The organism is Bacillus mexicanus (assembly GCF_050445615.1).
GTDB lineage: Bacteria > Bacillota > Bacilli > Bacillales > Bacillaceae > Bacillus > Bacillus mexicanus.
The window spans coordinates 600,033-623,789 of sequence record NZ_JBCEYV010000003.1 but is presented as its reverse complement, the minus strand read 5'-3'; the positions used below and the strand labels follow the sequence as shown (position 1 = coordinate 623,789).

General features: G+C 31.9%; 27 protein-coding genes. 26 read left to right on the top strand and 1 reads right to left on the bottom strand.

Translation table 11 applies throughout. The features are described from left to right. Positions 1 to 9: 9 nt before the first annotated feature. The 25 genes from AAGG74_RS18400 (at position 10) to AAGG74_RS18280 (ending at position 22,434) form a co-directional block, all read left to right on the top strand. Positions 10 to 1,020: a flagellar motor switch protein FliG gene (locus AAGG74_RS18400; RefSeq protein WP_429676667.1), complete on the top strand. Its 1,011-nt coding sequence runs from the start codon at positions 10 to 12 to the stop codon at positions 1,018 to 1,020. Further along, positions 1,007 to 1,759, top strand: coding sequence for a FliH/SctL family protein (locus tag AAGG74_RS18395; protein ID WP_429676666.1), 753 nt, complete (start codon positions 1,007 to 1,009; stop codon positions 1,757 to 1,759). The genes AAGG74_RS18400 and AAGG74_RS18395 overlap by 14 nt, the downstream gene beginning before the upstream one ends. Further along, complete coding sequence (locus AAGG74_RS18390) at positions 1,743 to 3,038, top strand: FliI/YscN family ATPase (protein WP_429676665.1); 1,296 nt, start codon at positions 1,743 to 1,745, stop codon at positions 3,036 to 3,038. The genes AAGG74_RS18395 and AAGG74_RS18390 overlap by 17 nt, the downstream gene beginning before the upstream one ends. A gap of 11 nt (positions 3,039 to 3,049) precedes the next feature. Beyond that, the gene (locus AAGG74_RS18385) at positions 3,050 to 3,472 is read left to right on the top strand and encodes a hypothetical protein (RefSeq protein WP_429676664.1); all 423 of its coding nucleotides are present in this window, start codon (positions 3,050 to 3,052) and stop codon (positions 3,470 to 3,472) included. A gap of 15 nt (positions 3,473 to 3,487) precedes the next feature. Continuing rightward, on the top strand, positions 3,488 to 4,639 hold the full coding sequence (locus AAGG74_RS18380; protein ID WP_429676663.1) for a hypothetical protein: 1,152 nt from the start codon (positions 3,488 to 3,490) through the stop codon (positions 4,637 to 4,639). Further along, positions 4,608 to 5,042 (top strand): flagellar hook capping FlgD N-terminal domain-containing protein, encoded by a 435-nt coding sequence (locus AAGG74_RS18375; protein ID WP_429676662.1) that lies wholly within the window; start codon positions 4,608 to 4,610, stop codon positions 5,040 to 5,042. The genes AAGG74_RS18380 and AAGG74_RS18375 overlap by 32 nt, the downstream gene beginning before the upstream one ends. Before the next feature lie 52 nt (positions 5,043 to 5,094). Beyond that, the gene (locus tag AAGG74_RS18370; RefSeq protein WP_429676661.1) at positions 5,095 to 6,609 is read left to right on the top strand and encodes a flagellar hook protein FlgE; all 1,515 of its coding nucleotides are present in this window, start codon (positions 5,095 to 5,097) and stop codon (positions 6,607 to 6,609) included. A 116-nt stretch (positions 6,610 to 6,725) separates the two neighbouring features. Beyond that, positions 6,726 to 6,965, top strand: coding sequence for a flagellar FlbD family protein (locus tag AAGG74_RS18365; RefSeq protein WP_429676660.1), 240 nt, complete (start codon positions 6,726 to 6,728; stop codon positions 6,963 to 6,965). Further along, positions 6,943 to 7,212 carry a FliM/FliN family flagellar motor switch protein gene (locus AAGG74_RS18360; protein WP_429676659.1) on the top strand — a complete coding sequence of 90 codons (270 nt, stop codon included), beginning with the start codon at positions 6,943 to 6,945 and terminating at the stop codon, positions 7,210 to 7,212. Before AAGG74_RS18365 ends, AAGG74_RS18360 begins: the two co-directional genes overlap by 23 nt. Continuing rightward, the gene (locus AAGG74_RS18355) at positions 7,205 to 7,579 is read left to right on the top strand and encodes a response regulator transcription factor (protein ID WP_429676658.1); all 375 of its coding nucleotides are present in this window, start codon (positions 7,205 to 7,207) and stop codon (positions 7,577 to 7,579) included. The genes AAGG74_RS18360 and AAGG74_RS18355 overlap by 8 nt, the downstream gene beginning before the upstream one ends. An 11-nt stretch (positions 7,580 to 7,590) precedes the next feature. Beyond that, positions 7,591 to 8,559 (top strand): flagellar motor switch protein FliM, encoded by a 969-nt coding sequence (locus AAGG74_RS18350; protein WP_429676657.1) that lies wholly within the window; start codon positions 7,591 to 7,593, stop codon positions 8,557 to 8,559. Positions 8,560 to 8,588: 29 nt separating this feature from the next. Then, entirely contained in the window at positions 8,589 to 8,990 is a 402-nt protein-coding gene (locus tag AAGG74_RS18345; RefSeq protein WP_429676656.1) for a FliM/FliN family flagellar motor switch protein, read from the top strand. Positions 8,991 to 9,010: 20 nt separating this feature from the next. Continuing rightward, positions 9,011 to 9,358: a flagellar biosynthetic protein FliO gene (locus AAGG74_RS18340; protein ID WP_429676655.1), complete on the top strand. Its 348-nt coding sequence runs from the start codon at positions 9,011 to 9,013 to the stop codon at positions 9,356 to 9,358. Continuing rightward, positions 9,348 to 10,091, top strand: a complete 744-nt coding sequence (locus AAGG74_RS18335; protein ID WP_429676654.1) for a flagellar type III secretion system pore protein FliP — start codon at positions 9,348 to 9,350, stop codon at positions 10,089 to 10,091. The genes AAGG74_RS18340 and AAGG74_RS18335 overlap by 11 nt, the downstream gene beginning before the upstream one ends. Positions 10,092 to 10,183: 92 nt before the next feature. Further along, the gene (locus AAGG74_RS18330) at positions 10,184 to 10,450 is read left to right on the top strand and encodes a flagellar biosynthetic protein FliQ (protein ID WP_429676653.1); all 267 of its coding nucleotides are present in this window, start codon (positions 10,184 to 10,186) and stop codon (positions 10,448 to 10,450) included. A gap of 11 nt (positions 10,451 to 10,461) precedes the next feature. After that, positions 10,462 to 11,226, top strand: coding sequence for a flagellar biosynthetic protein FliR (locus tag AAGG74_RS18325; RefSeq protein WP_429676652.1), 765 nt, complete (start codon positions 10,462 to 10,464; stop codon positions 11,224 to 11,226). 15 nt (positions 11,227 to 11,241) lie between these two features. Continuing rightward, a complete protein-coding gene (locus AAGG74_RS18320; protein WP_429676651.1) occupies positions 11,242 to 12,300 on the top strand; it encodes an EscU/YscU/HrcU family type III secretion system export apparatus switch protein in 1,059 nt (352 codons plus the stop codon). A 24-nt stretch (positions 12,301 to 12,324) separates the two neighbouring features. Then, entirely contained in the window at positions 12,325 to 14,412 is a 2,088-nt protein-coding gene (locus AAGG74_RS18315; protein ID WP_429676650.1) for an FHIPEP family type III secretion protein, read from the top strand. Positions 14,413 to 14,445: 33 nt separating this feature from the next. Then, positions 14,446 to 15,510, top strand: a complete 1,065-nt coding sequence (locus AAGG74_RS18310; protein WP_429676869.1) for a flagellar biosynthesis protein FlhF — start codon at positions 14,446 to 14,448, stop codon at positions 15,508 to 15,510. A 109-nt stretch (positions 15,511 to 15,619) separates the two neighbouring features. Continuing rightward, complete coding sequence (locus AAGG74_RS18305) at positions 15,620 to 16,357, top strand: sigma-70 family RNA polymerase sigma factor (RefSeq protein ID WP_429676649.1); 738 nt, start codon at positions 15,620 to 15,622, stop codon at positions 16,355 to 16,357. A gap of 9 nt (positions 16,358 to 16,366) precedes the next feature. Continuing rightward, on the top strand, positions 16,367 to 17,278 hold the full coding sequence (locus AAGG74_RS18300; RefSeq protein ID WP_429676648.1) for a flagellar hook-basal body protein: 912 nt from the start codon (positions 16,367 to 16,369) through the stop codon (positions 17,276 to 17,278). A 140-nt stretch (positions 17,279 to 17,418) separates the two neighbouring features. Continuing rightward, positions 17,419 to 18,012 carry a hypothetical protein gene (locus AAGG74_RS18295; protein ID WP_429676647.1) on the top strand — a complete coding sequence of 198 codons (594 nt, stop codon included), beginning with the start codon at positions 17,419 to 17,421 and terminating at the stop codon, positions 18,010 to 18,012. Between the two features lie 37 nt (positions 18,013 to 18,049). After that, positions 18,050 to 18,850 carry a hypothetical protein gene (locus AAGG74_RS18290; protein ID WP_429676646.1) on the top strand — a complete coding sequence of 267 codons (801 nt, stop codon included), beginning with the start codon at positions 18,050 to 18,052 and terminating at the stop codon, positions 18,848 to 18,850. A gap of 147 nt (positions 18,851 to 18,997) precedes the next feature. Next, positions 18,998 to 21,916, top strand: a complete 2,919-nt coding sequence (gene dnaE, locus AAGG74_RS18285; protein ID WP_429676868.1) for a DNA polymerase III subunit alpha — start codon at positions 18,998 to 19,000, stop codon at positions 21,914 to 21,916. A 122-nt stretch (positions 21,917 to 22,038) separates the two neighbouring features. Then, complete coding sequence (locus AAGG74_RS18280) at positions 22,039 to 22,434, top strand: FtsB family cell division protein (RefSeq protein WP_429676645.1); 396 nt, start codon at positions 22,039 to 22,041, stop codon at positions 22,432 to 22,434. Between the two features lie 6 nt (positions 22,435 to 22,440). Here the strand turns inward: AAGG74_RS18280 and AAGG74_RS18275 are convergent, their stop codons facing one another. Beyond that, positions 22,441 to 22,623 carry a hypothetical protein gene (locus tag AAGG74_RS18275; protein ID WP_429676644.1) on the bottom strand — a complete coding sequence of 61 codons (183 nt, stop codon included), beginning with the start codon at positions 22,621 to 22,623 and terminating at the stop codon, positions 22,441 to 22,443. A gap of 92 nt (positions 22,624 to 22,715) precedes the next feature. Here AAGG74_RS18275 and AAGG74_RS18270 point away from each other — a divergent pair, with 92 nt between their 5' ends. Then, on the top strand, positions 22,716 to 23,738 hold the full coding sequence (locus AAGG74_RS18270; protein WP_429676867.1) for an HD-GYP domain-containing protein: 1,023 nt from the start codon (positions 22,716 to 22,718) through the stop codon (positions 23,736 to 23,738). Positions 23,739 to 23,757: the final 19 nt, after the last annotated feature.

Below are 23,757 nucleotides of genomic sequence, written 5' to 3'. Positions count from 1 at the left end.
AGGGGTTAGATGGCAAAAGAATTAACCGGCCCAGAAAGGGCTGCAATCTTAATGGGATTTGTTCACGAGGATACAGCTAAACAAATTTTTGTTCACTTGAAAGATTCTGACAAAAGAGAAGTTTTAAGGGCTATAGGAAAACTAAAAGTTGATGATTTTGACGAAGTGCAAACTTCTATCGAAGAGTATCTGGGGGTTCTAAGAGGAAATCCTAATGGATTGATTGAGTCAGGGGTTGAACGAGTTAAAAAAATTATGGAAGGTATTTTATCTGAAGATGAACAAGATCACATCTTACAAAATATATTTACTGATGAGAAAAATATATTTGAATCACTTAAAAATATAAAAGATGTCTCGCCATTAGTCACGTTATTGGTAAATGAAGAACCACAATTAATAGCTTTGTTGGCGAGTTATATGAAACCAAATATGGCAGCCGAATTGTTTGCTACTTTACCAAAAGAAAAAATGAGAGATGTGGGTGAATGTATTGCTCTTATGGGACAAACAAATCCTGCTGTAATCGCCAAATGGGAAGAATACTTAGGTAAAAAAATACAAAATTTTAGTTTCTCTGATGTTTCGCCGGAAACAAATGGAGTTAAAAATATAGTAAGTATATTAAATGGTGTCACAAGAGCTACAGAGAGAGTATTCTTTGAAGCTTTGGATGAAAAAAATCCTGAGCTTTCAAAAAGTATAAAAGATAATATGTTTGTATTCGAAGATATAAGTATGTTGGATTCTAGATCGTTGCAAAAAGTATTCTCTGTTATTACGGATAATGAACTTATCGCTAAGGCAATTAAAACAGCTAGTATAGAATTAAAAGAAAAAATTATGGCTTCTTTCCCTAAACAAAGAAAAGATATATTGGATGAAGAATTAGAAGGATTAGGACCGATTAGAAGAGAAGATTCAGAGGAAGCACAACAAAAAATCGCTAACGTTGTTAAAGAATTAGAAAGAAATAAAGAGATTGTAATCGATAGAGGTGGCGGAGATGTCATATTCTAATAATAAAATTATAAAAAAACCGGTCTCTAAAAATGAAAATATACATATAGGAGAGTATGTTGCTTCTAGAAAAGAAGAATATATAAAAAAAACCTCTCATATGAAACTCGAAGAGTGTAAAAAAGAAATAAATGACTTTAAAGAAAAAGAAATGAAAAAAGCATTAGATGAAATAGAAAAAATTACAGAAGATGCGTATAGAAGCGGTAGGGAAAAGGCTAAAGAAGAAGCAATACTAGAAGTAAGATCTGATACAGAACAATCAATGCGGATAGAGTGGGAAGAAAGATTTTCAAAAATAGAGAGTCTATATGAAGAGGCCAACCACTATCAAAAAGAAATAAAACAAAAAATTGAAGAAAAAAAAGAAAAGTGGTTAGAAGAAAATGATAGGGAATTATTAGAGATTGTTATGGAATCTGTTAAAAAAATATTAGTTAAAGAAAGCCTGGAATCAAGTGATGAACAGGTGAAGGGAATAATTAAAGAAGCCATTGATCAAGTGAATGACAAAAGTAAAACAATTTGGATTCGAGTACATCCAAAAGTAAAGGAGAAAATTGAATCGCAAAACTGGTATGAACGAAAAATAGAGTGGATTGCTGATATCAAATTAAATGAATTTGACGTATTAGTTGAAACAGAATCAGAATGGATTGATTCGACGATTCAAAATAAGATCAACAACTTAAAAAAAATTATAGAGGAGTGGGTATTGAATAATGACCTACTTAACTGAACTTAAACAAAAAATACAAAAAAAATCTCTTATTTCTAGAGCCGCAGTGATAGAAGAAGTTTATGAAAACTTCATCTTATCTAAAGGCCCAATCGTACCGATTGGGTCTATTTTTGAAAGTAGGGAACAAAATACGAAATTCGAAGTAGTAGGTATTAAAGAAAAACATAATGTTCTTATGCCTTTAGATTATGGAAGCAGTTTGGTTAAAGGAGATAAACTGTATGAATTATCAAATAAAATCGAATTACCCAGTGATCCTGTTAATTTATTAGGTAAAGTTATTAATGCATATGGAGAGTCTATGGACGGATATCGATTTAAAGAAAAAGTTGAATGGAAAACTGCATCTAAACCGCCAAGTCCATTAAAAAGGCTGCGAATAAAAGATGCAATTGAAACAAAGATAAAAGCGATAGACGGATTCCTAACTATTGGTAGAGGGCAGAAAATAGGAATTTTCGCAGGAACTGGAGTCGGAAAATCCACACTTTTAGGACTGTTAGCAAGGCGTTCGACAGAAGAAATAAATGTTATAGCACTAATCGGTGAACGTGGTAGAGAAGTAAGAGAATTTATTGAAAGAGAGTTAGGAGAAGAAGGAATGAGACGTTCTGTTGTGGTTGTATCCACTTCTGATGAATCGTCCTTGATGCAAATTAAAGCAGCGGAATTAGCAACTAGGATTGCAGAAGAGTTTAGAGATAAAGGCAAAAGAGTTTTGCTAATGATGGATTCTGTAACGAGGTTTGCAATGGCAAGAAGAATATTAGATATAGCAAATGGAGACATACCACTCGCTGGTGGGAAAACATTGGGTATGGAACCAAGCTTACAAAGACTTTTAGAACGATCAGGAAACAACGAAAAGGGGAGTATTACTGGTATATATACTGTTTTGGTAGAAGGGGATGATTTTGACGGACCAATACCTGATATGGCCAGAGGGATTTTAGATGGACATATTGTTCTAACTAGGCGATTAGCAGATAAAAACCATTTTCCAGCCATCGATGTGTTGTCTTCGGTTTCGCGTGTAATGCAAGAAGTGGTTGACGATAATCACTGGAGAGCGTCGAGAGAAATAAAGAAATATATCAGTATTTATAATGAGATTGAAGATCAATATAACCTAGGATTAATAGAACGAGGGAAAGATCCTGAAATAGATCGAGCTATTATGCTGCATAAAAAAATCAACTTTCTTCTTCAGCAAGATTTAAAAGAATCAAGTGATTTAGATTTAACGGTTAAGATGATGAATGAATTACTAGGATAGGAAGATGCTAAATGAAAAAAAAGAACGTATATGAACTAGCCTTAATTAGGGTGAAGCAAGAGCTAACTTCGTTAGAGTTGGTTCTTAAAGAAAAAAACGCCAATAAAAAAGCATTAGAAAACATCCTGTTGAGTCAAGAAAAAATTAAAAAGGAATTGGAAAAAGAAATGAAGGAGAAAAAAGAAATTTCTCCTTCGATTTCTTATTTTAACAGGATGATGGATTATAACGAAAGTCAAAATATATTGTCAAAAATAAATAAAATAGACTATGAAATATTGGCCTTCAAAAAAGAATATATGCGCATAAAACAAAGGAAGGAAAAGATCATTGAACAAAAAGAAAAAAAGGAAAATGAAGTGATAGAGATGAAAACAAAAAAAGAAATAAAAAGTATTCAAAACGATTATATTTCAAAGCGGTATTTAAAATAAGTGGGTGGATTGATTATGAAGATTGAAGTTAATAGTGGTAACGAACAAGGAAAAAATAAAGTATCCAATAGAGAAAAACGCGAGACTAAATTATTTGAAAATATATTTAATAAGAATTTAAAAAAAGGCAATGGGGACGTGAACATAACTAAGAACAAGAAGGAAGTAAGCCCAATTAATGAAAATGTGGAATCTAAACTTAATGCAAAGCGACAAGAAAAGATCGACATTTCATTGCAAAAACTTGTGAAACTAGAAAAAAACATAACAAAACCTGAAGAGAAAAAAGAAATTTCTAAACTTATTGATGATCTAATAATTGAAAATAAGAAAAGAATCACGAATTCGAAAGATTCAATTAGTTTGAAAGAAATTAGAGAAAAGATAAGCAGTGGAAATTTAGATATCAAAGTAGAAATTAAAAAAGAGAAATTAACTAAAATAATGGAATCTTTGGATAAGAATAATAAACAGGTTATCGAAATGAAAAATGAGTTGATAACTAAAGAAGCAAAAACAGAAAATGTAGAGACAAAAGAAAAAAGCGAAAAAAATAAAATGATTTTTCCAAGTGAAGAACAAAACATTGGACTACAAAATACAGAAACAACAGAAAATTCAAATGTAAAACCCCATAATTTAAGAAAAATCAATAAAAGTGATGATTACGATTCAAAAAATAATATATTTGAAGAAATAAAAAAACAGAGAATTGAAATTCAAAATTCCAATGTTAGTAAAGAAGTAAACTTCCATCAACATAACCATTCTAATTGGCAGGTTGCAAGTGTAAAAGAAAGTCCAATGAAAATGGGGGATTGGATTAGTTCATTCAAACAAGAGATCGATAAATTAGCGGATTTTAGAATTGAGAACCGTCAAAAAGTATCATTGTTATTAAAGGAACAAGATGAGCAATTGAGAATAGTAGTAGAGAAAAGAGAATCATACATTTTAGTAGAGGCTGATATGACTGATAGTATGAAAGATAAATTAGACGGCATTTTAAGTGAAGTCAAATCAGAAATGAGAGATAAAGGGATCGAAGTAAGAATAGAATTAAAACAGAATAAAGATTCAGAAGAAGAAAGAAATAAAAAAGATAATCAGTCACAGGGAGGTAAACAAAATAACAATGGCAGTAGACAACGTAACAAGTCCAATTAACTCAACAACATCAACTACTTCGAGTGATAAATCATCATCAAATAATACTACTATAGATCAAGAAGGGTTTCTTAGTTTATTAGTATCTTCCTTGCAAAGCCAGGACCCTTTAGAACCGATGTCAAATAGTGATATGATGCAACAAATGACTCAACTAGCACAGATTCAGAATACCAACAGTATGAAAGAAATATTAGAAGATCTGTCTGAAAGTGTAAAAGGACAAAACCCAATAAATAATTATGTTGATCTGATTGGGAAAAAGGTTAAGGTTGAAACTGACTCTGGTTATAAAGAAGGAAATGTTCTTTCTGTTGGTAAAGATGGAGATGACATTATATTTGAACTAGAAGATGGAACATCTCAAAATGTAAGTAGTATTGTCAGTGTGTCTAAATATTAACAACATTTACATATAAATATTTTTTCTTTTTATTGAAAAGGTGTGATAACCTATGATGCGTTCATTTTATCAAGGCATTTCTGGTATGAAGGCAATGGCAGATGGACTTGCTGTTACAGGAAACAATCTAGCCAACGCTAAAACAACTGGATATAAAGCTCGACAAGCTATGTTTGAAGATTTATATTATCAACAATATAGAGCAGCTACATCGCCAACAGATGAATATTCAGGAATTAACCCTATTGAACAAGGAAACGGAGTCAAGATGAAAGGGCTGTCTCTAGACTTAAGCCAAGGGACATTAACTAGTACCGGTAAAAATACAGATTTAGCTATTTCTGGTGAGGGGTATTTCGTTGCGGGAAATGCTGATGGCAATGAAAAACTATATACTCGTGACGGATCTTTTGAATTGTCTTCTGATAGTAAATTAGTTACTTCAGGAGGGCAATACGTATTAGGTTGGAATGTAGATCAAATCACTGGAAAAATAAATACTAGTGCAGGTGTTAGTCCGCTTGAAATAAATATTAATCAAGTTTCTAAACCTGTTGAATCAAAAAACGCCTCTGTAAAGGGTAATTTGAATGCAACATCAGAGGTGGGAAATGTAGTGGGGATGCAGATTCCTACATATGATTCTTTGGGAGCTAGACACGATGTTGATTTAAATATCATTAAGACAGGGACCGCTCCAGCAGAATATACTTATATTGCTTCGCCAGCTAATGACTTCATTAAATCGGCTAGTATAGAAAAAGCAGTTTTACAACCATCGAGTGAAATTGCATCTAAAATTCAAAAAGGTAATTACACTTTTTCTACTTCCCCGGGTGCTACGACAGGTACTGTTGATATTACAGTCAAAGATCCGTCTGGGACAACGATTATATCAAAAACAGTAACTGACAATGATCAGACAATATCATTAGATGATGGAACTAATCAATGGTTTACCGTAAATTATAAAGGCGGGGGAGCCCCATCTACAGCAAACTTTCAAATTGCTGAGGTTGGAAAATTAGGCTATGATTCAAATGGACAAATGGTTTCTAAAACTGGTTCCGGTACCAATGGGAATGCTAAACTTGATTTTATTCCCCAAACGACAGGGAAAGCTATGTCAGTTAATGTTGACTTGTCTTATATAACGGGTGTTGCAGCGGATGATAGTGTTACAGTTAAAGATTCTGATGGTTTCCCGTCTGCTACATTAAAAAGTTATACAATTGGTGATGGCGGTATCATAACAGGATACTTTAGTGATGGTTCGATAAAAGATATTGGTCAAGTTGCTGTTGCCACGTTTGCTAATCCTTCTGGTTTATCAGCTCAAGGAGAGAACTACTTTTCCGTTACTGCAAATTCGGGAGAGGCTTCTATTGGAGTATCTGGTTTAGGAGATAAAGGGACAATAAAAGCTGGTAGTTTAGAAAGTTCTAACGTAGATACTGCAACTGAACTCACCGAGTTGATGTTTTATCAAAAGGCATATACAGCAAATTCGAAAAACATATCAGTTTCTAGTCAAGTATTAGATGTAGCAATAAATTTAATTCGATAAATTGAATTTATTAAAAAACACTCAGGAGGCAACCTGAGTGTTTTTTAAAGGAAAAATAAAAAAAACAAAAAAACAATATTGATATTCAGCTTTTTTCCGAAATGAGGAGATATATAATGATCTATTTAACAAAAACTGATGAAGATAAAACAAAGATACTTGTTAATCATCGAAGAGTTGTAACAATTGAAAGTACTATTAGTCAAACTAGTAATATATTTATGGATAATGGGAAAATTATTACGGTTGTTGAGCGAGAGGAAGAAATTATAAAAAAAATAAAAGCATTTGAATCAGAAATTATAAAAAAATCATTGAAAGGTGAGTTTGAAATTGAAAAAGAATCAAGATCCTAATTGGATTAAAAACATTCCTCTATATATTGTAGTTGAAGTAGGCAAATCAGAGAAGACAGTTAATGAAATTTTAATGTGGAGGAAGGGAACCACTATAAAATTAGAAGACTCTCTATTAAATATTCTTAGAGTTTATGTAAATGATAAATATTATGCATATGGAGATGTCTTAAGAAATGATGATGGAGAGATGAGTATAAGACTAAAAAAAATATTGATAGATAAAGAAGGTTTACAAGATGTATAAGCGGATCATCATTTGTGATGACACTATTTATAGTCGGTCTATGTTGAGAAATATGATTGAAGAAGTAAATGATTATATTATTGTCGAAGTTAATAATCGAAAAGAATTACTAGAGACTCTAATAATAAATAAAGAAAAAGGTAGAGAGTTTGACTATTTGTTTTTAGATTTAGAAATTAAAAGAGATGATGGATTAAAAATTTTGAAAAAGATCAGAGAAATCGAACCTCTAATAGAAGTTATTTTATGCGGTGGTGTTAGTCTAAGTGATGAAATAATTGCACAAGGAATGAATTTAGGAGTCAAGCGTTTTTTGCCTAAACCTTATAAATCTAAAAATGTTGAATTAATTTTAAATAACGAATGAGGTGAAATTTAGTGGAAGATAAAACAAATCAAGGTCTTGGTGTTTATGATTTTGACAGACCGGATAAATTTAGTTTCGAAAATTTAAGAAGTTTAGATTCCATTCTATCAATATTTGCTCGAAATTTCGCAACTGATTTATCTGGTTTATTAAGAATGCCAGCTGAAGTTGAGGTCAAAAAAGTTGAGCAAATTCCGTTTGCTTCTGAATATACAGATAAAAGAGAAAAAGACGAATATGTCTTTGTTGTAACTAACCTAGAAGATAAAGAACAAATCATAGTGCAAATGGATGTAGGATTCCTATTATGTGTTCATTCAAAACAAGGAGGGGGAGCATTCGGGAAAATAAAAACAGTAAAGAAAAACATAACTGATTTTGAAAAACTAACTGTAGAACATCTAATTGAAAATTGTTTATATCCACCCCTTAAAGAAGCATTTAAAAATGTTTGGGATTTCTCCTATAATATCGAAAGGATCGAAACTGATCCTCAATACGCTAAAATAACTCTTCCCCAAGATATGGCTGCGTTAGTCACATTCGATGTAAGAGTGGGTAATGAATATACGCAGATACAATTTGTTATTCCTTATCTATCTATAGAAATGAATATAGAAAATTTAAACACAGATAATGTACTGAAGAATCGAAAAATAGATACACCTCCAGAACAAGTATTTTATTTATGTGACAATTTGTTGCAAACAAAAGAAAACTTCGAAGTTGAATTAGGAGTTGTGGAACTAACTGTAGAAGAATTACTACAATTAAATTTAGGAGATACTCTTGTATTAAATCCAATTGAAAATCCAGTTATCTGTAATTTCGGGGGAGAAGCGAAATTCATTGGTAAAATTGGGTCTGTGGAAGGAAAGGCTGGAGTTAAAATTATAGGTATGGTTAAAGAGGTAGAAGGGAAAGAAGAAAAAATTGAAAAAGTTAAAGAAGAATTATTGAAAAATGAAACAGATGAGTAAAGTTAGGAGGAACCGCGTAAGCGAAATTTATGAGTAATGATTTTGAAAATAATGATAAACCTGAAGAAGTTTCGTTAGAAAGTGAATCCAGCGAACAAAAAGAAGTGCAGCCTGTTATTTTAGAAGAGTTAACGGAAGATAAAAAAAGTAATGTTTCATTAGAAGATATTGAAAAACTAGGTGATATAAATTTACCTGTAAGAGTAGTATTTGCAAATATTGAAAAAACATTCGAGGAAGTTTTAAAGTTTAGTGAAGGAGATACTGTTAAATTAAATAGGTTTGCGGGTGAGCCCGTAGATATTATGGTAAAGGAACGAGTATTTGCAAAAGGAGAAATTACAGTTGTTGATGATTGTTTTGGGGTAAGAATCGTGGATATTTTACCTTCTGGAGAACGTATTGCTCCTTCTCAAAACGAAGATAAATAACTCAAAGGAAGGTACACTTTATGTTTTTAAGTTTTTTGAGTATGATTTTGATTTTCCTCCCCTTGTTAGCTCTTGTTTATTGGTTATACAAAAAAACCAAGGGAAGGACTTTTTCTGGACTTAAACGAAGTGATCATATAAAAGTTATTGATGATGGGTTTCAACTGGGGATTGGGCAAAAAATAACAGTTGTTAAAATAGGTGAAGAGTATTTTGCTTTAGCTTATGGACAAAGTGGTGTAGCTTTTCAGAAATTACAAACTAATAGTCTGGACAAAAAACAAGAAAAATGGGAAAAAGAAATAATGGGCGAAGAACATCAGATGTCCTTCAAAGAACTAGGGGAAGTATATAAAAATGAAGAATAAAGTAATAATTTCGACATTAAGTATACTTCTATTTTCATTGTTTTGGAATCAAACCACTTTTGCGGCCGACTCATCATTGGTGAATTTAAATGTTGGAAATAGTGGTAATTTATCTTCGTCAGTTGAAATATTTGTGATAATCACCTTATTATCTTTTTTGCCGGCTCTTGTTATTAGTTTAACTTGTTATGTAAAAATCGTAATTGTTCTATCTTTGACTAGACAAGCGCTAGGAACTGCAACTACTCCGCCGAACCAGGTGATTAGCGGTTTAGCCTTGATAATTACTTTGTTTGTTATGTCGCCTGTTGTTAAAGATATTTATAATGACGCATATGTACCTTATAAAAATGGCGATGTGAAATTTGAACAAGCAGTGGAAAAAGCTGAAAAACCGTTAAAAAGTTATATGATTAAGAACGCAGATCAAGATGAGATAAAAATGGCTGCTAAATTAGCAGATGTTGAAATAAAGAAAAAAGCAGACGTTCCTTTTATGGTTGCTGCCTTAGCTAATATGATTACCCAATTACACGATGCTTTAGGAATGGGCGCTCTGATAATGTGTGCCTTCGTAGTTATTGATATGATTGTAGCCGCTGTAGTTATGTTGTTGGGAATGGTTATGCTACCACCAAACTTAATAAGTTTGCCGATAAAAATTATTGCGTTTTTAGCGGCCGGAGGATTTCAACTTATCATTGAGATACTGGTTCAGGGGATAAAGGTGTAGAGGTTCTTTTAAGAACCTCTTTTTTGTTTGCAGTTAATGATGAGGATAGGGATTTAAATTTTTTTTAAAAATGTATTGGAGAGGTGAGGAGATTGGATGTCTCAAACATAGAATATTTATTTCAACATCTAATGGTGACAGGTTTAATCGTGTTAGTTCCCATTTTAGCAATAACATTTGTTGTCGCTATTTTAATAGGAATTATTCAAGCAATGACACAGATTAATGAACAAACATTATCATTTGCTCCAAAAATAATAGTGGTAGGTGTTATTACCTTGGCGTTTGGAGGAATGATGTTTGACAAAATAGTACAGCTCATTAAAGAAACACTTGAATTTGCTCCTACTATTTTTTAAGGAGAGAAAAAATGTCTTTTGATCAATATTGGATTCTTGTATTATTGGCACTTTCGAGGTCTATAGCTTTTATTTTTTTCTTACCATTTTTTCGAAATCAAGGATTTCCTAATATGGCTAAAGTGGCTTTATCCTTGGGTATAGCAATGTTTGCAGCTCATAAAATGCCGAAAGTGGAAGTTGATGACGTATGGACAATGTTGGGTTTGATTGCGCTTGAAGTAATTATTGGATTGATTTTAGCCTATACTGTGGAATTGATGGTATCAGTAGTAAGAGTGGCCGGGTCGTATATTGATATAGACATTGGTTTTAGCACGCCGTTTATGGATATGAACCAAACGCAAACAACTATAATATCAAGTTTATTCTATTATATATTTGTTTTAGTTTTTTTGGTCACCGATGGATTTAACCAAGTATTTGCTGGTTTCCTTTATACTTTTAAATTTGATGTATCGCATCAATTCTTATTAGGTGGAGATTTGCTCAGTTTTGTGTTAGATACTTTCACTTATATGTTTTTTGGCGCTTTGCAAATAGCTCTTCCATTTATGGTCGCGACGTTTTTAGTTAACTTGGCACTTCTGCTTATGAGTAAGTATGTTGACAAATTGAATATATTAACCAATGTTTTTGGTATTAAAATTTTAGTGGGTCTAACATTGATATTTGTGGCTGTTCCAACAATTTTGGTTGTTTTCCAACAACTCGATGATAACTTGATAGAAAAGTATTTTGAAAGTATGAAATATATGTTTGAAAGAAAGTCATAAGGCAGGTGGTGATATATGGCTCAAGATGGCAGAACTGAAAAAGCCACCCCAAAGAAAAGACGAGAGGCCAGAAAAAAAGGGCAGGTATTAAAGAGTAAGGAATTTAGCAATTTGATGAGCTATGGAACACTATTTGTTGGTGTTATATTTCTTGGCTCAAACGTCGTTACTGTTTTTTATCGAATGATGCAAACTATGTTTGAACAAATTGAAATGAACGTTAAACCGATGCAACTTATAAAAGAAATGTTCTATGTTGCGGCGCCCCTTTTGTTAGGTACAACGGCTTTTTATATTTTGTTCACTCTGATCTCCTCTTTTGTACAAGTAGGATTTTTATTTTCTCCAGAAGCGGCAAAGCCAAATATTAAAAAATTAAATCCTCTTAATTATTTTAAACAGGTATTTAATTTCAAAAAAAGTGGATTTGAACTTTTAAAAAATTTAATTGTATTTGTTGTTATTGTAAGTGTTATTTACAATGTTTATTTAAATAACGCGCACCACTTTCAAGAATTTCTTCTCTTGTCTTGGTTTGATTCTCTTCAACAATTTCAAAAAATATTAAACGAATTATTGATCAAGCTAGGCGTCGTGTTTGTTGTTATTGGAGTGGTAGATTATATATTTCAGAAATTCCAATACGAAGATAACTTAAAGATGAAAAAACAAGAAGTTAAAGATGAATTAAAAAATCAAATGGGGAACCCTGAAGTTCGTTCAAAACAAAAAGCACAAATTAGAAAAATTTTAGAAAAGCAAGTGGCGAAGACTGTACCTGATGCCTCGGCTGTTATCGTAAACCCAACACATTATGCTGTGGCAATCAGATATAAAAAGAATAAAGGAGATAAGGTTCCAAGAGTTATAGCAAAAGGGATAGATCATATTGCCTTATATATGAAAGAAGTTGCGAAAGAAAATAACATACCAATATTAGAAAATGTTCCTCTTGCGAGAAAAATGCACGCTGAGATAGATGAAGGGGATTATATTCCTGAAGATCTATACGAAGTTGTCGGAAAAATCATAGCGAAATTAGTTAAAGAAAACAAAATTAAAATCGATAAGTAATGATCGTTTATTAAGGAGGATACTGTGAATTTAAGACCTATTTATGAAGAATTTAAAACAACACTATTTATTTTCGGTGTAATTGCTTGGGTTGGATTCATTATTGTGCCAATGCCAGGAATAGTGATTGATTTGTGTATATCAACATCCTTGGCTTTTTCGATGATCGTATTAATGACTTCTTCAGGAATAGATAGTTGGGATAAGTTAAGAACATTCCCTATGATTATGCTGATGAGTACAATATTCAGAATAGCATTTAATATTGCAACTACACGTAAAATTATATCCGGAGATAGTCCAGGAAAAGTAATTGAAAGTGCTGGGCATTTGATTGTACAGGATGAAATAATCATCGGCTTAGTTATGTTCATTATTTTAATTATTGTCCAATTTATTGTGGCCAATGGAGCTAGTCGATTCGGGGAAGTAAGTGCACGTTTTATGTTAGATGCTTTACCTGGTAAACAAATGAGTATAGATAATGAATTAAATCAAGGCGCTATTGATGAAAAAACAGCCAAAAAGCAAAAAAGAAGACTACAAATGCAAGTAGACTTCTACGGAAGTTTAGATGGAGCTGGGAAATACATAAAAGGGGATGTATGGGCCAGTGTAGCGATGATAGTTGTGAATTTAGTAGTTGGATTGATTGTGGGTATGGTTCAATTAAATCTATCTTTTGCAGAAGCTGCGAATAGATTTACCTTACTTACAGTAGGTGACGGAGTTGTTAACTTAATATGCGCTCTAATGATAACAGTCTCTGGTGCAATAGTTATGGCAAAAGTTGAAGAAGAAGAAGAGGAAAATCCTAAAGGTAAAAACAGCAAAAATATTTTGCAACGTATCTTATTAGAGTTAATACCCAATTCAAGAAATCTGTATATTGCTGGTGGGTTTTTAATTTTATTAGGAATAGTCGGGCTTCCTTTTTTTCAATTGGTTATTCCGGGATTGCTTTTAATATGTGCTGGCTATATGGTTCACCAAAATAAGAAAAAGGAAAATAAAATTGCGGCAGAAAAAGAGCTGAAAAAGAAACAATCCGAACAAAATAATTCGACAGAAGTTAAGATTAAGAGATCTGTTGAACCAATTGCTTTGGAAGTCGGTTACAAACTTGCTCCATATTTTATGAATGAAGGAAAGGACCTGTTCGGAAATAAAAAAGAATCAATTCACGATAAAACAGATATTATGAGGCAGATATTTGCTACTCGTTTAGGAATTAAAATACCTGGTATAAAAATAAGAGATAATGTGTCTCTTCATCCTTCGACAAAATACGTCATAAAAATAAAAGAAAGCACAGTTGCTTCCGGAATAATTAAGAAGGATAAAATTTTAGCAATTCCTACACCACTGGTTATAGGGCAGATTGAAGGGGAGAAAGTAAAAGATCCAGTGTTTGGTCAAGACGCATTCTGGATTAATGAAGATCAGTTGGACGAAGCTTCTGAAAATGGATATGATGTATGGAATCCGCTAACTATAATAGCTACACATTTGCACGAAGTTGTAGAAAAACACATTTATCAGTTTGTATCTCTTCAACAGGTATCAGATATGGTTAAAGAAGTTGGAGAAGATCATCCTATTCTTAAAGAAAAAATGGATAAAATAGATGATCTGCATTTATTACAAAAAGTGATTATATCTCTATTAAAAGAAAAGGTTTCGATTAAAGATCTGCCAACAATTATAGAGGCTTTCATTGAAGTTTATAATATGACTAAGGAAATAGACACTATTGTATCAGTTGTCAGACAAAGGATTTCTAGACAAATATGCGAAAACTATATCAATAGTGACGGAAATATATATTTAGTTACGGTAGGAAAAGAGAATGAAATTAATGCAAACAAACAAAGTGGCAGTATGTACATTGATATGGAGAGAGAGTGGCAAAAGGGATTTTTAGAACGTTTAAAAAAAGAAAAAATTGAACTTAGAGCTCAACATAATATTGAACCTGTTCTGTATGTACAAAGGCCGGAACTGAGGACGGCATTTAGTAGAATGTTAGAAAATTATCAAATTGATATGCCTGTTATTTCAGGATTCGAATTGCCAACAAGTGTGAAAAATAAGATTGTAGCAACAATTTAAGAGAGAGGTGAACGGGGATACGCCCCGAGATTGATGTCACAAATAAAGAAACAAATTGGTTATTCTCCTGATGAAATATATGAAATCATCGAAAAAGAGTATGGAAAAAACTATAAGATCACAAATAAAAAAACTAAGATGAAATATCATTTCCCTTTAACTTTTAAAAGAGAATATATATTTGAATATGAAATTACAAAGGAAATGAAAAAAGACAAAAAAAGATTAATTGAGATTTTAAACTTGTCAAAAGAAAATAGAGAACTAGAGATGAACAGCAATCAGAAAGTTCGACTTTCCAAAATTGAGTCTGAAACAGAAAAAGTTCTTTCTTCTGATTTTTCTTCAGTTTGGGATTACCTTAAAGAACAAGAGTTTAATCAGAAATGGATAGAATATCTGTTGGAAAAGGCTCAGGAAGAGAATCCAGAAACAACGGAAGACTGGAGAAAATCCATCAATAAAATTATTGAAAGTGAATTAAATGATTGGGTAGAAAAAAATGATTTTCAGATTATGACTTTATTCGGTCCAACTGGCGTGGGAAAAACAACAACATTGATAAAAATTATGAATCGTTTACAAACAGGGAATAAAAAAATAGGAGTTATAACTACTGATAATTTTAGAGTTGGTGCTTATGAGCAAATGCAAAATTATTCAGAGAAACTGAAGTTTCCATTAATTCAAAGTAATGTAGATGAACTAACTATTCCCGTAAATGTTTTTAAACATAAAAAGGGAATGGATTACATATTAATTGACACGTATGGTAGAAATTCAAAAGACAAGGAAATGAAACAAGAATTAGAGATGTACTTAAACACCGTTAACCCTGAGTCAGTTTGTTTAGTTTTAGCTGCTAATCAAAAATATAAAGATATGGTTAATACAATAAAAGCATATGAAGGTGTTAATATTGATCATTTAATAATAACAAAAATGGACGAAACTGAATCATACGGATTCATCTACAATTTATTTAAAGAATTTAAAATCCCAATTTCTTACCAAACATTTGGGCAACAAGTTCCTGATGATATAGAGCTGTTTACAGCAAAAAAATACACAGAAAAAATTTGGGAAAGCTTCTCTTAAGAGAAGCTTTTTTTATTTTCAAGAAAGAATTTGGCTTAGAACGGATAAATAACTGAAGGAACTCGAGGGATTTGTCTGCTAAAAAGTGAGTAGAGGGGGGTTGCTGCTAATGAATCCGTCTCGTTTCGAGTTGTGGAATAGTTATTCGCAAGAAAAAAGCCAGAAGATAAGAAATAAAATTGTTGAAAGTTATTTGGATCTCGTAAAACAAGAGGCCAAAAAATCAAAGGCTCCTGTAGGTATAGATAAACAAGATATATATCAGTTTGGCGTACTTGGTTTGATTAAAGCGGTTGATAGATGTGATGTAAATCAAATTGAAAAATTCGAATCATATGCTTCTATAAAAATCCGCGGAGAAATAAAAGATCAGCTGAGAAAACACGCAATGTATTCTCAAGGGGTGTCGAGGACTACGTTAAAACAAATAAGAGAGCTTGAACGAGTAAAGGCTAAACTAGAGACCGAAAAAAAAGAAAAAGTTTCAGGAAAAGACATAATGGATTACTTAAAAATAGAAGAAAAAGAGTTTGGGAAAATACAACAAAAATCTCTCATATATAATGGAGTACCGATAGATGAGTTTTTTGATAATCCATATGAAAAAAAAGATTTTGGCGAAGAGAACAATGCAGAATTTCAAATTATTGAAGATGAAACCAAAAAAGAAGTTGTCGGTTTTGTAAAGAGTCTCAAAGAGAAAGAAAGATATGTCATTGAAAATTATTATTTTAAACATAAAACTATTAATGAGATTGCTAAAGAATTGAGAATTACAGAAGCAAGAGTTTCTCAATTACACCACGAAGCAATAAAAAAATTAAGATCATTACTTGGTAAAGAATAGAGGTGCAGAATGGCAAATGTATATACTTCCGCTATGGGGATGATTTCATTTCAAAATAAATTAGACGTTGTGGGAAACAATATTGCTAATCAAAAAAGCAATGGTTATAAGAAAGATCACGAAACATTTCGTGTTTTTGAAGAAGGCGTCCAAAAAATGATTGAAGGCAATCGCCAGAAAACGATTGGTGATTACGAAGAAGAAGTTCACTCAGATAATGTACAAACAAACTATGATCCAGGTCTACTAAAAGTGACTAATAGAAATTTAGACCTGGCATTAGAAGATAAGACAGATTTAAACGGTGATTCCAATGTGTCGTTTTTTGAGGTTGAAATTTCAGGGGAGAAAATGCTTACAAGAGATGGACATTTTGAAATAGATGAAGAAAATAATCTAACGTTGTTAAACGGAGCATATGTTTTAGATACTAACGGAAAACATATAAAAGTTCCTAAAGGTGAAAATGTGAGTGTAGATAGCCTCGGAAATATAAAAAGTAGTGAGACGGGGAGGCTATTGGGATCAATACAAATTCGTTCAATAGCACAAGAAAATACAGGTTACCTGAAAAAAACTTACGGAAATATGTTTCAGGTAATGTCTTTAGACGAGATTCAAAAAAATTTTGGGAATGTTAATGAAATACTTCGAGTTTTTGATGACAATCCATCTTTGCAAAAAATATTAAAAAATAAACAGGTGTTACAAGAAGCTGCTAGCACAGGGCAATTAAATATTTTTGATGGAGGCGGCGGAAAAGCGTTGGTGCATTCGCAAACCTTGGAACAATCTAATGTGGATATAACTACTGAAATGAATGAAATGTTATTAGCTCAGAAAGGTTACCAAGCCAATGCAAAAGCATTATCTACGATGGATAAAATAAATGAAAAAGAAGCAAATCAGATAGGGGTTTAATCGACCCCTATTTTTTTGTTTTTTAATAAATTACTTTTTGCTTCTATTGTCTTTTGAAGAATGAGGATAATATAATTCGTTCGAAGTTGAAAAAAGTATAAAAACATTCGTTCTTCAATACCGAAAGGATAGAAAGTTATATGAATAATCGTAAAAATCAAGAGAGTAATAGATTACAAAAAATTGAAGAATTATTTGAAAATCCGCTTTTAGCACAAATACCTTCAGATCCACAACCGGCCGAAATAACAGAAATTTTGGCGAAGAATCCTTCTATCATTGCTTATATTGGTAACGAAATAGCTGAACTGGACTTGGCGATATCTAATATAAAACTTCTAATTAAACACAAAAATAGAGAGTTAGATAGACAGAAAAGCGAAATCAGACTATCTACTATCAAGGCATATAGAAATAAATTAGAAACTCACCTAACAACAGAAGTTCAGATTATAGAACATTTGATTTCAAGTGGATACACCCGTGTAGAAGCAAAAGAAATAGCCAAATTACAAAGACCAGAAAAACCTAGAGAGGTTGATTTGGCAGATACAGCAGAAGTTAAAACAAAAACGTTTTATCGGGACGAAATAGAACCTTTGGAACAAGAATTAATAGAACTTAAAAAAAGAATAGATGATTGGAAGGTAAAAAGAGATTTATTTGAAAATAATTTCAAGGCTTCTCAATCAATAAAAGGCTTGATACAAAGTGATAGAAATAATTTCAACTAATTTAGGAGGTGTGTCTGGTCGTTAGATCAGGTATATTATGGAGAAAAAAACTTTTGGACAAAATCGTGGTATTTGGTGTGGTAAAGTTGTGGAAGGACCAGTGTTCAACCACGAACTTAGAGATAGAGAAACTCAAGAATTGATTGAAGAATATTATGTTGTACAGTTAGAAGTCGAATTTGAAAACGCAAAAAAAACTGTAACTGATGTATCCGTTCTTCCAGTGCTGATTACAAAATCAAAACTAGATGCTCTAGGCGATGTTAAAGAAGGAGATCTTTTATTCGTGAGAGGTGAATATCGCGCTTATGATCGTCGAGATGAAGAGAATAATAAAAAGCGAACAATTACAACAATCCTCTCGAAAAAAGTTGAAAAAGTAACTGATTACACGCGCACACGAAATAAAATTGAATTTCACGGTATTCTTAAAAGTAAAATTTACAAAGTTAAATTTGATGAAAATGGAGTTATTGAAAAAGATGAAAAGGGCAAGCCGGTTCCAGTATTAGATGAAGATGGAAACAAAATCCCAGCAGTACGTCGTAATACTGAAGGGAAAACGGTAAACGATTTTATTTTACAAGTGCCTAAACAAATTTTTGAAAATGAAGAAGTGAAAACAATTGCGAATGATTATATTCCGATGATTGCTTATGGTTCAGCAGCTTGGCAAATTGCTCAAGAAATTGATGTGAATACGAAAGTAATGGCCAGAGGATACGTTCGTCGCCGTGCTAAAAACGGATTTGAGGGAGAGTGGGTTTATGAGCCAGTAATTACTCGAATTACTCCTATTAAAGAATCCGAAGAAGGATTGGAAGCACAAACAGAATAACAAGTCAGCTGCAATATATTCTGGTTTTAAAGAGTCGCTAAGCGACTCTTTTTAATTTTTCTAAACACACATTTTTTTGTTAAAAGGGTAAAAAACATAAAAGAATATGTATAATAGAAGCGAAGGAGAGTGTCGATTTTGTACCTTGTGAAAACTAAATACAGTTTAGAAAATAATATAGATCCATTGGCGTTATTAAAAAGATCAAAAGAAATGAATATAAAAACAATTTTGATAGCAGATCAAGGGCCTTTTTCTTGGTTAGAAATTGAAAAATGGAATAAAGATTATGAAATAAATGTTCTTTACTCAATTCATAAAGAAAGAAATGGCGTAAATATCATCTGGATACCTAAAGGAGATGTATTGAGACAAATAGCAAAACTTGAAAAATCTTATAGAGAAAAAGATTTTTCAAACATTGGATCTAATGATTTTGTAGTGCTTCTGGATCCAAATACTGTTACAAAGAAAGAAATCATTGAAAAGGAACTTGACACGTTAAAATGGTTAAAATCTAGCCTTAAACAAGTGTATATTTTGGACAAACAAGGATCAAAACATAATTTTAAAATACTTAAAGAAAAATCGGGCGTTCATCCGATAACAATTAAAGAGGTTATGTATTTAGATCCTACAGAGAGAGATATTAGTTTGATGAGAAGAGCAATTAAAACGGGGAAAATGATTAATGATGATTATCGTTCCTTTATATTGCCATTGCAGTATCTAAAAAAAGAACTTGGTACATTTGAATTTAATAGACTTGAAAAGTTTATGAACGGTATTCATCAAGACTTTATCGTTGAAGGTCATAAGGAATTCAAAGAAAAGAAGATGGAATATTGGAATGTTCAAGAGATAGAGAAAACAAAGATACCAAAGGACTGGAATCGTTTTTTTAACAAACAAATAAAAATCCCTACATCGATTTTCGAACAAAAAAAATTGGCTTTATTATGCTATAAGGCGGGGCTGGGTTTTAATAAAAGGTATAAAAATGAAGACCTGCATATTAAAGAACACGCAATAAATCGCCTTAAGCAAGAATTGGGTGTAATAGCAGAAAAGGGCTTTTATACATATTTTTTAATGGTCGAAGATTTTATAGCACATTGCATTAAAATGGGGATTCTCGTTGGTAGGGGAAGAGGATCTGTTGTTGGTAGTGTTTTAGCGTACTGCTTGAATATAACGGAAATTAATCCTGTTTATTATGATTTAAAATTTGAACGGTTTCTTAATCCTTATCGTTCGAACAAACCTGACATCGATCTCGATTTTGCACCTTCTCAAATAGAACTAATATTCAAATATGTAAGGGAAAAGTATGGAATAGAAAACGTTTCAAAAATACTTACTTTTAACACATTTGGTGTAATTAACGCTATTCAATCAATAAAAAACGCACTTGGTATATCCGAAAAAATTGAAACTTGGTTCCCAAAGGGATTGGAAAATTTAGATGATTTTTTCAACTCTGAAGAAGGGAGACAAGTAAAAAGTAAAGTTATTGAAAAAGGGTATGGAAAAATTCTAGAATATGTTAGCGGAATTGCTGAACTGCCGCAAGCTTTATCTATACATCCGGCTGGAGTTATAATTAGCCAAGAATTAAATCAATTGCCACTGATTCTAAGAGATGGGGAACTCGTATTGCCTTTCACTAAACACGAGGAACAAATAGAAAGGCTTGGAGTAATCAAATTTGATTTCTTGAAAGTTAAGACATTGGACGTTGTTAAAGAAACTGTTGAGATTAGAAAATCGCTAAACAAGCCATTATATGATATTGATTTCGAAGATAAAAAAACGTTCGATTTGTATCGATCTGGTCATTCAATAGGTGTTTTTCAAATGAAATCGTATGGTATGAGAAAAACTTGTATTGAAGCTAAGCCTAACAGTATCCAAGAATTAATGGATATTATTTCGTTATATAGACCTGGACCAATGGAAGAGATACCGAGATATGTGGACAATAAAGAAAAAGGCAAATGGTCTTTCGATAAGTTGGATCCTGATTCTTCTGAATTCAAAGATATAGTACCTATGTTAGATCAGACTCACGGGATAATTATATATCAAGAACAAATAATAGAGATGGCTTCTGTTTGGGCTGGTTATACTCTTGGAGAAGCTGACTTATTAAGAAGAGCTATCTCGGAAAAAAATAAGGAAATGATGAAAAAAGAAAAGCTCAAATTTGTTGAACGATCTTTGCTTAATAATAGAGAAAAGAATGTCACTGAATATATTTATAATCTCATCCTTAAATTTTCTGATTATGGATTTAATAAGAGTCACGCTGGTGGATATGCAATGTTTTCTTTTGAAACTGCTTTTTATAAAGCTCATTATCCTGTTGAGTTTATGTGTTCTTTGTTAAATAACTATATTAACGATCGAAAAAAATTAAAGGTTTATTTAAGAGAAGCTGAAAGATTAGGGATACGCTTACTTAAACCAGATATATACGAATCGGAAAGTTTGTTTAGGGTGACTGAAAAGGGTGAAATCCGTATGGGATTAGCAGCTATTAATGGTATTGGAATTACCAAAGCGAATGCTATTAAGGAAACCGTATCTAATCAAAAAACAACTTCATTCAAAGAAATTACGAAAAAGTTACATCAATTAGTTATCGGAAGGAATATGGATATACTCATACGAGCAGGTGTTTTTGATTCATTTGGAGATCGTTATAAGCTGTGGCAAAGTGTGAAGGATAAGAAGAAAGACAAAAAAGACCTTGAAGGAAAATCTCCAATTGATATATATAAAGAATGGGAGGCAAAGTTGCTCCAGTATGTTTTCAGCAATTTTGACAACATAGCAACTTCTCTTGAGGGTAATGAATATGTAATTGACTCTATCAAAGAAATTAAGGACAAAAAGAAGAGAGAAATGGCTTTTATTAAAATAGTAAATGCTAAAGAGAAAAAAGAGTTGGTTGTATATTACAATGTTTGGTCTTATTTGAAAGACAGAATATCAGTAGGTAAAATAATTGTTCCAGAAATTAAGGACAATAATGTCTTAAAAAGAATAAGTAAAGTTAAGTGATTATAAAGACTAAATCTTATGGGTTTAGTCTTTTTTATGCTGAAAGAAATTTATATACGATTAGAGGAAAAACAAAATTATAAAGAAAAAAACAACTATACATAAATATAGGAGGCATATTATTGAAGAAAATAGCGTCGTGGCTAAATGAAAATAAAACTTATGCCTATTTAATTGTTGCTTTCATTGTCGGATTTGCTTTCTTAATGAATGTTCTGTTTACAATTCAACTCAAATTTGAAAATACAGAGCTTAATAATGAAATAGGGGAATTAGAGAATCGTATAAAAGGGGTTAAACAAGAATTGCAGCAAGCTAAAACTGATTCTTATATCGAAAAGGAAGCAACTCAGAGATTAGGTATGGTCAAAAGTGGGGATACTCCAGTTAAGATCTATGTAACAGAAAAAGAAGAAGGAAAAGACAAGACTGCTGAAGAAAAAGAAAAGCAAGATAAAATAAGAATTTATATTAAAGATTGGTACACTCAAATGAAAAGTTGGATTAAAAAGAATTAAGCAATCCTAGTTATAGGATTGCTTATATTTTTGTTTGTATAGAGCATCTTTTTTTGTTTTTCCCTTTTTTTCAGAGATGAACTGAAAACCATCTCGATTTTTAGTGAAAAAACTTTGTTTGTTTGCGGGATCAAATCCCCCTTCTCTAACAATTTTTTCTCTTAGTTTTTTAGCTCGAGACTTAGACATTAGGGCCACCTCCTGAAAAAGTTTTATTTATTATATTTGAAAAAAATGAAAATACAAATAGAATCCTTAAAAAGAGGTGATTAACATTGGATATGATTAATATCAATAATATAAAATATGGTGATTTTTTAGAGCAAAACTTATATCGACACGATGGATTACTCGCTTTGCCAAAGGGTACATCTATTAGAGAAATAGAGGCTTTGTGTATTAAGGAAATGCAAGTTAATTACGTTTATATAGCTCCTTATTATGAACGTGAATATACTGACGAAGAAACATTGGAAATTATCGAAGATGTTATATATACTTGTTCTTTTTGGAGTTTGCCGGCTGCTAAAAAAATTTATTCAGGGATACAAAAGAAATTAGAAGAGAAAAAACATCGAAAAATATTATCTGTATTAAGTCTAATGAGAGAAGTTGATCACTATTCATTTGTATCTTCTTTAAATACTGCGATGGTGGTAGCGCAGTTATTGATGGTGGATTATAAGGTGGATAAACCGTTAATAGATTTGATTTTTTTCACATTGATACACGATATTGGTAAAGTAAAAGTTGCGAAAATAACTCAAAAACAAGGTGAACTTTCAGATAGCGAATTTAAAAAAGTACAAGAACACCCGCGTTATTCTGCTGAACTATTAGAGACTTGTGGATTTAGTAAAAACGATATTTCTTTTGTTATGCAAACCCACGAAAGGTATGACGGTACAGGGTATCCATTTCATCTAAAAGCGTATGAAATTCAACCGTTTGCTCAAGTAATAGCAGTAGCAGAAATGTACAATGCGCTTTCTAGCTTTCGCCCTCATAGACCGCCTTTCCATCCTATTGAAATATCAATGAAAATTGAAGAAGAAAAGAATAAAGCATTTGGAACAGAATATGCACAATTATTTGTAGAAAAATTCAATCCTTATCAAGAGGGTGCAAGAGTCGAATTGAGTAATGGTTTATCTGGTGAGATTGTTGAGATAAATCCACAAATTCCACTATTCCCTAAGATAGGTGTTTACAATGAAGACACCGGTGAAATTTATGCCCAAATTAGTCTTTATAGATATAAAGATGTTCGAATTACCAAAGTGATACCTAAAGAAAGAATATGAAAAGTTACATAATCATAAT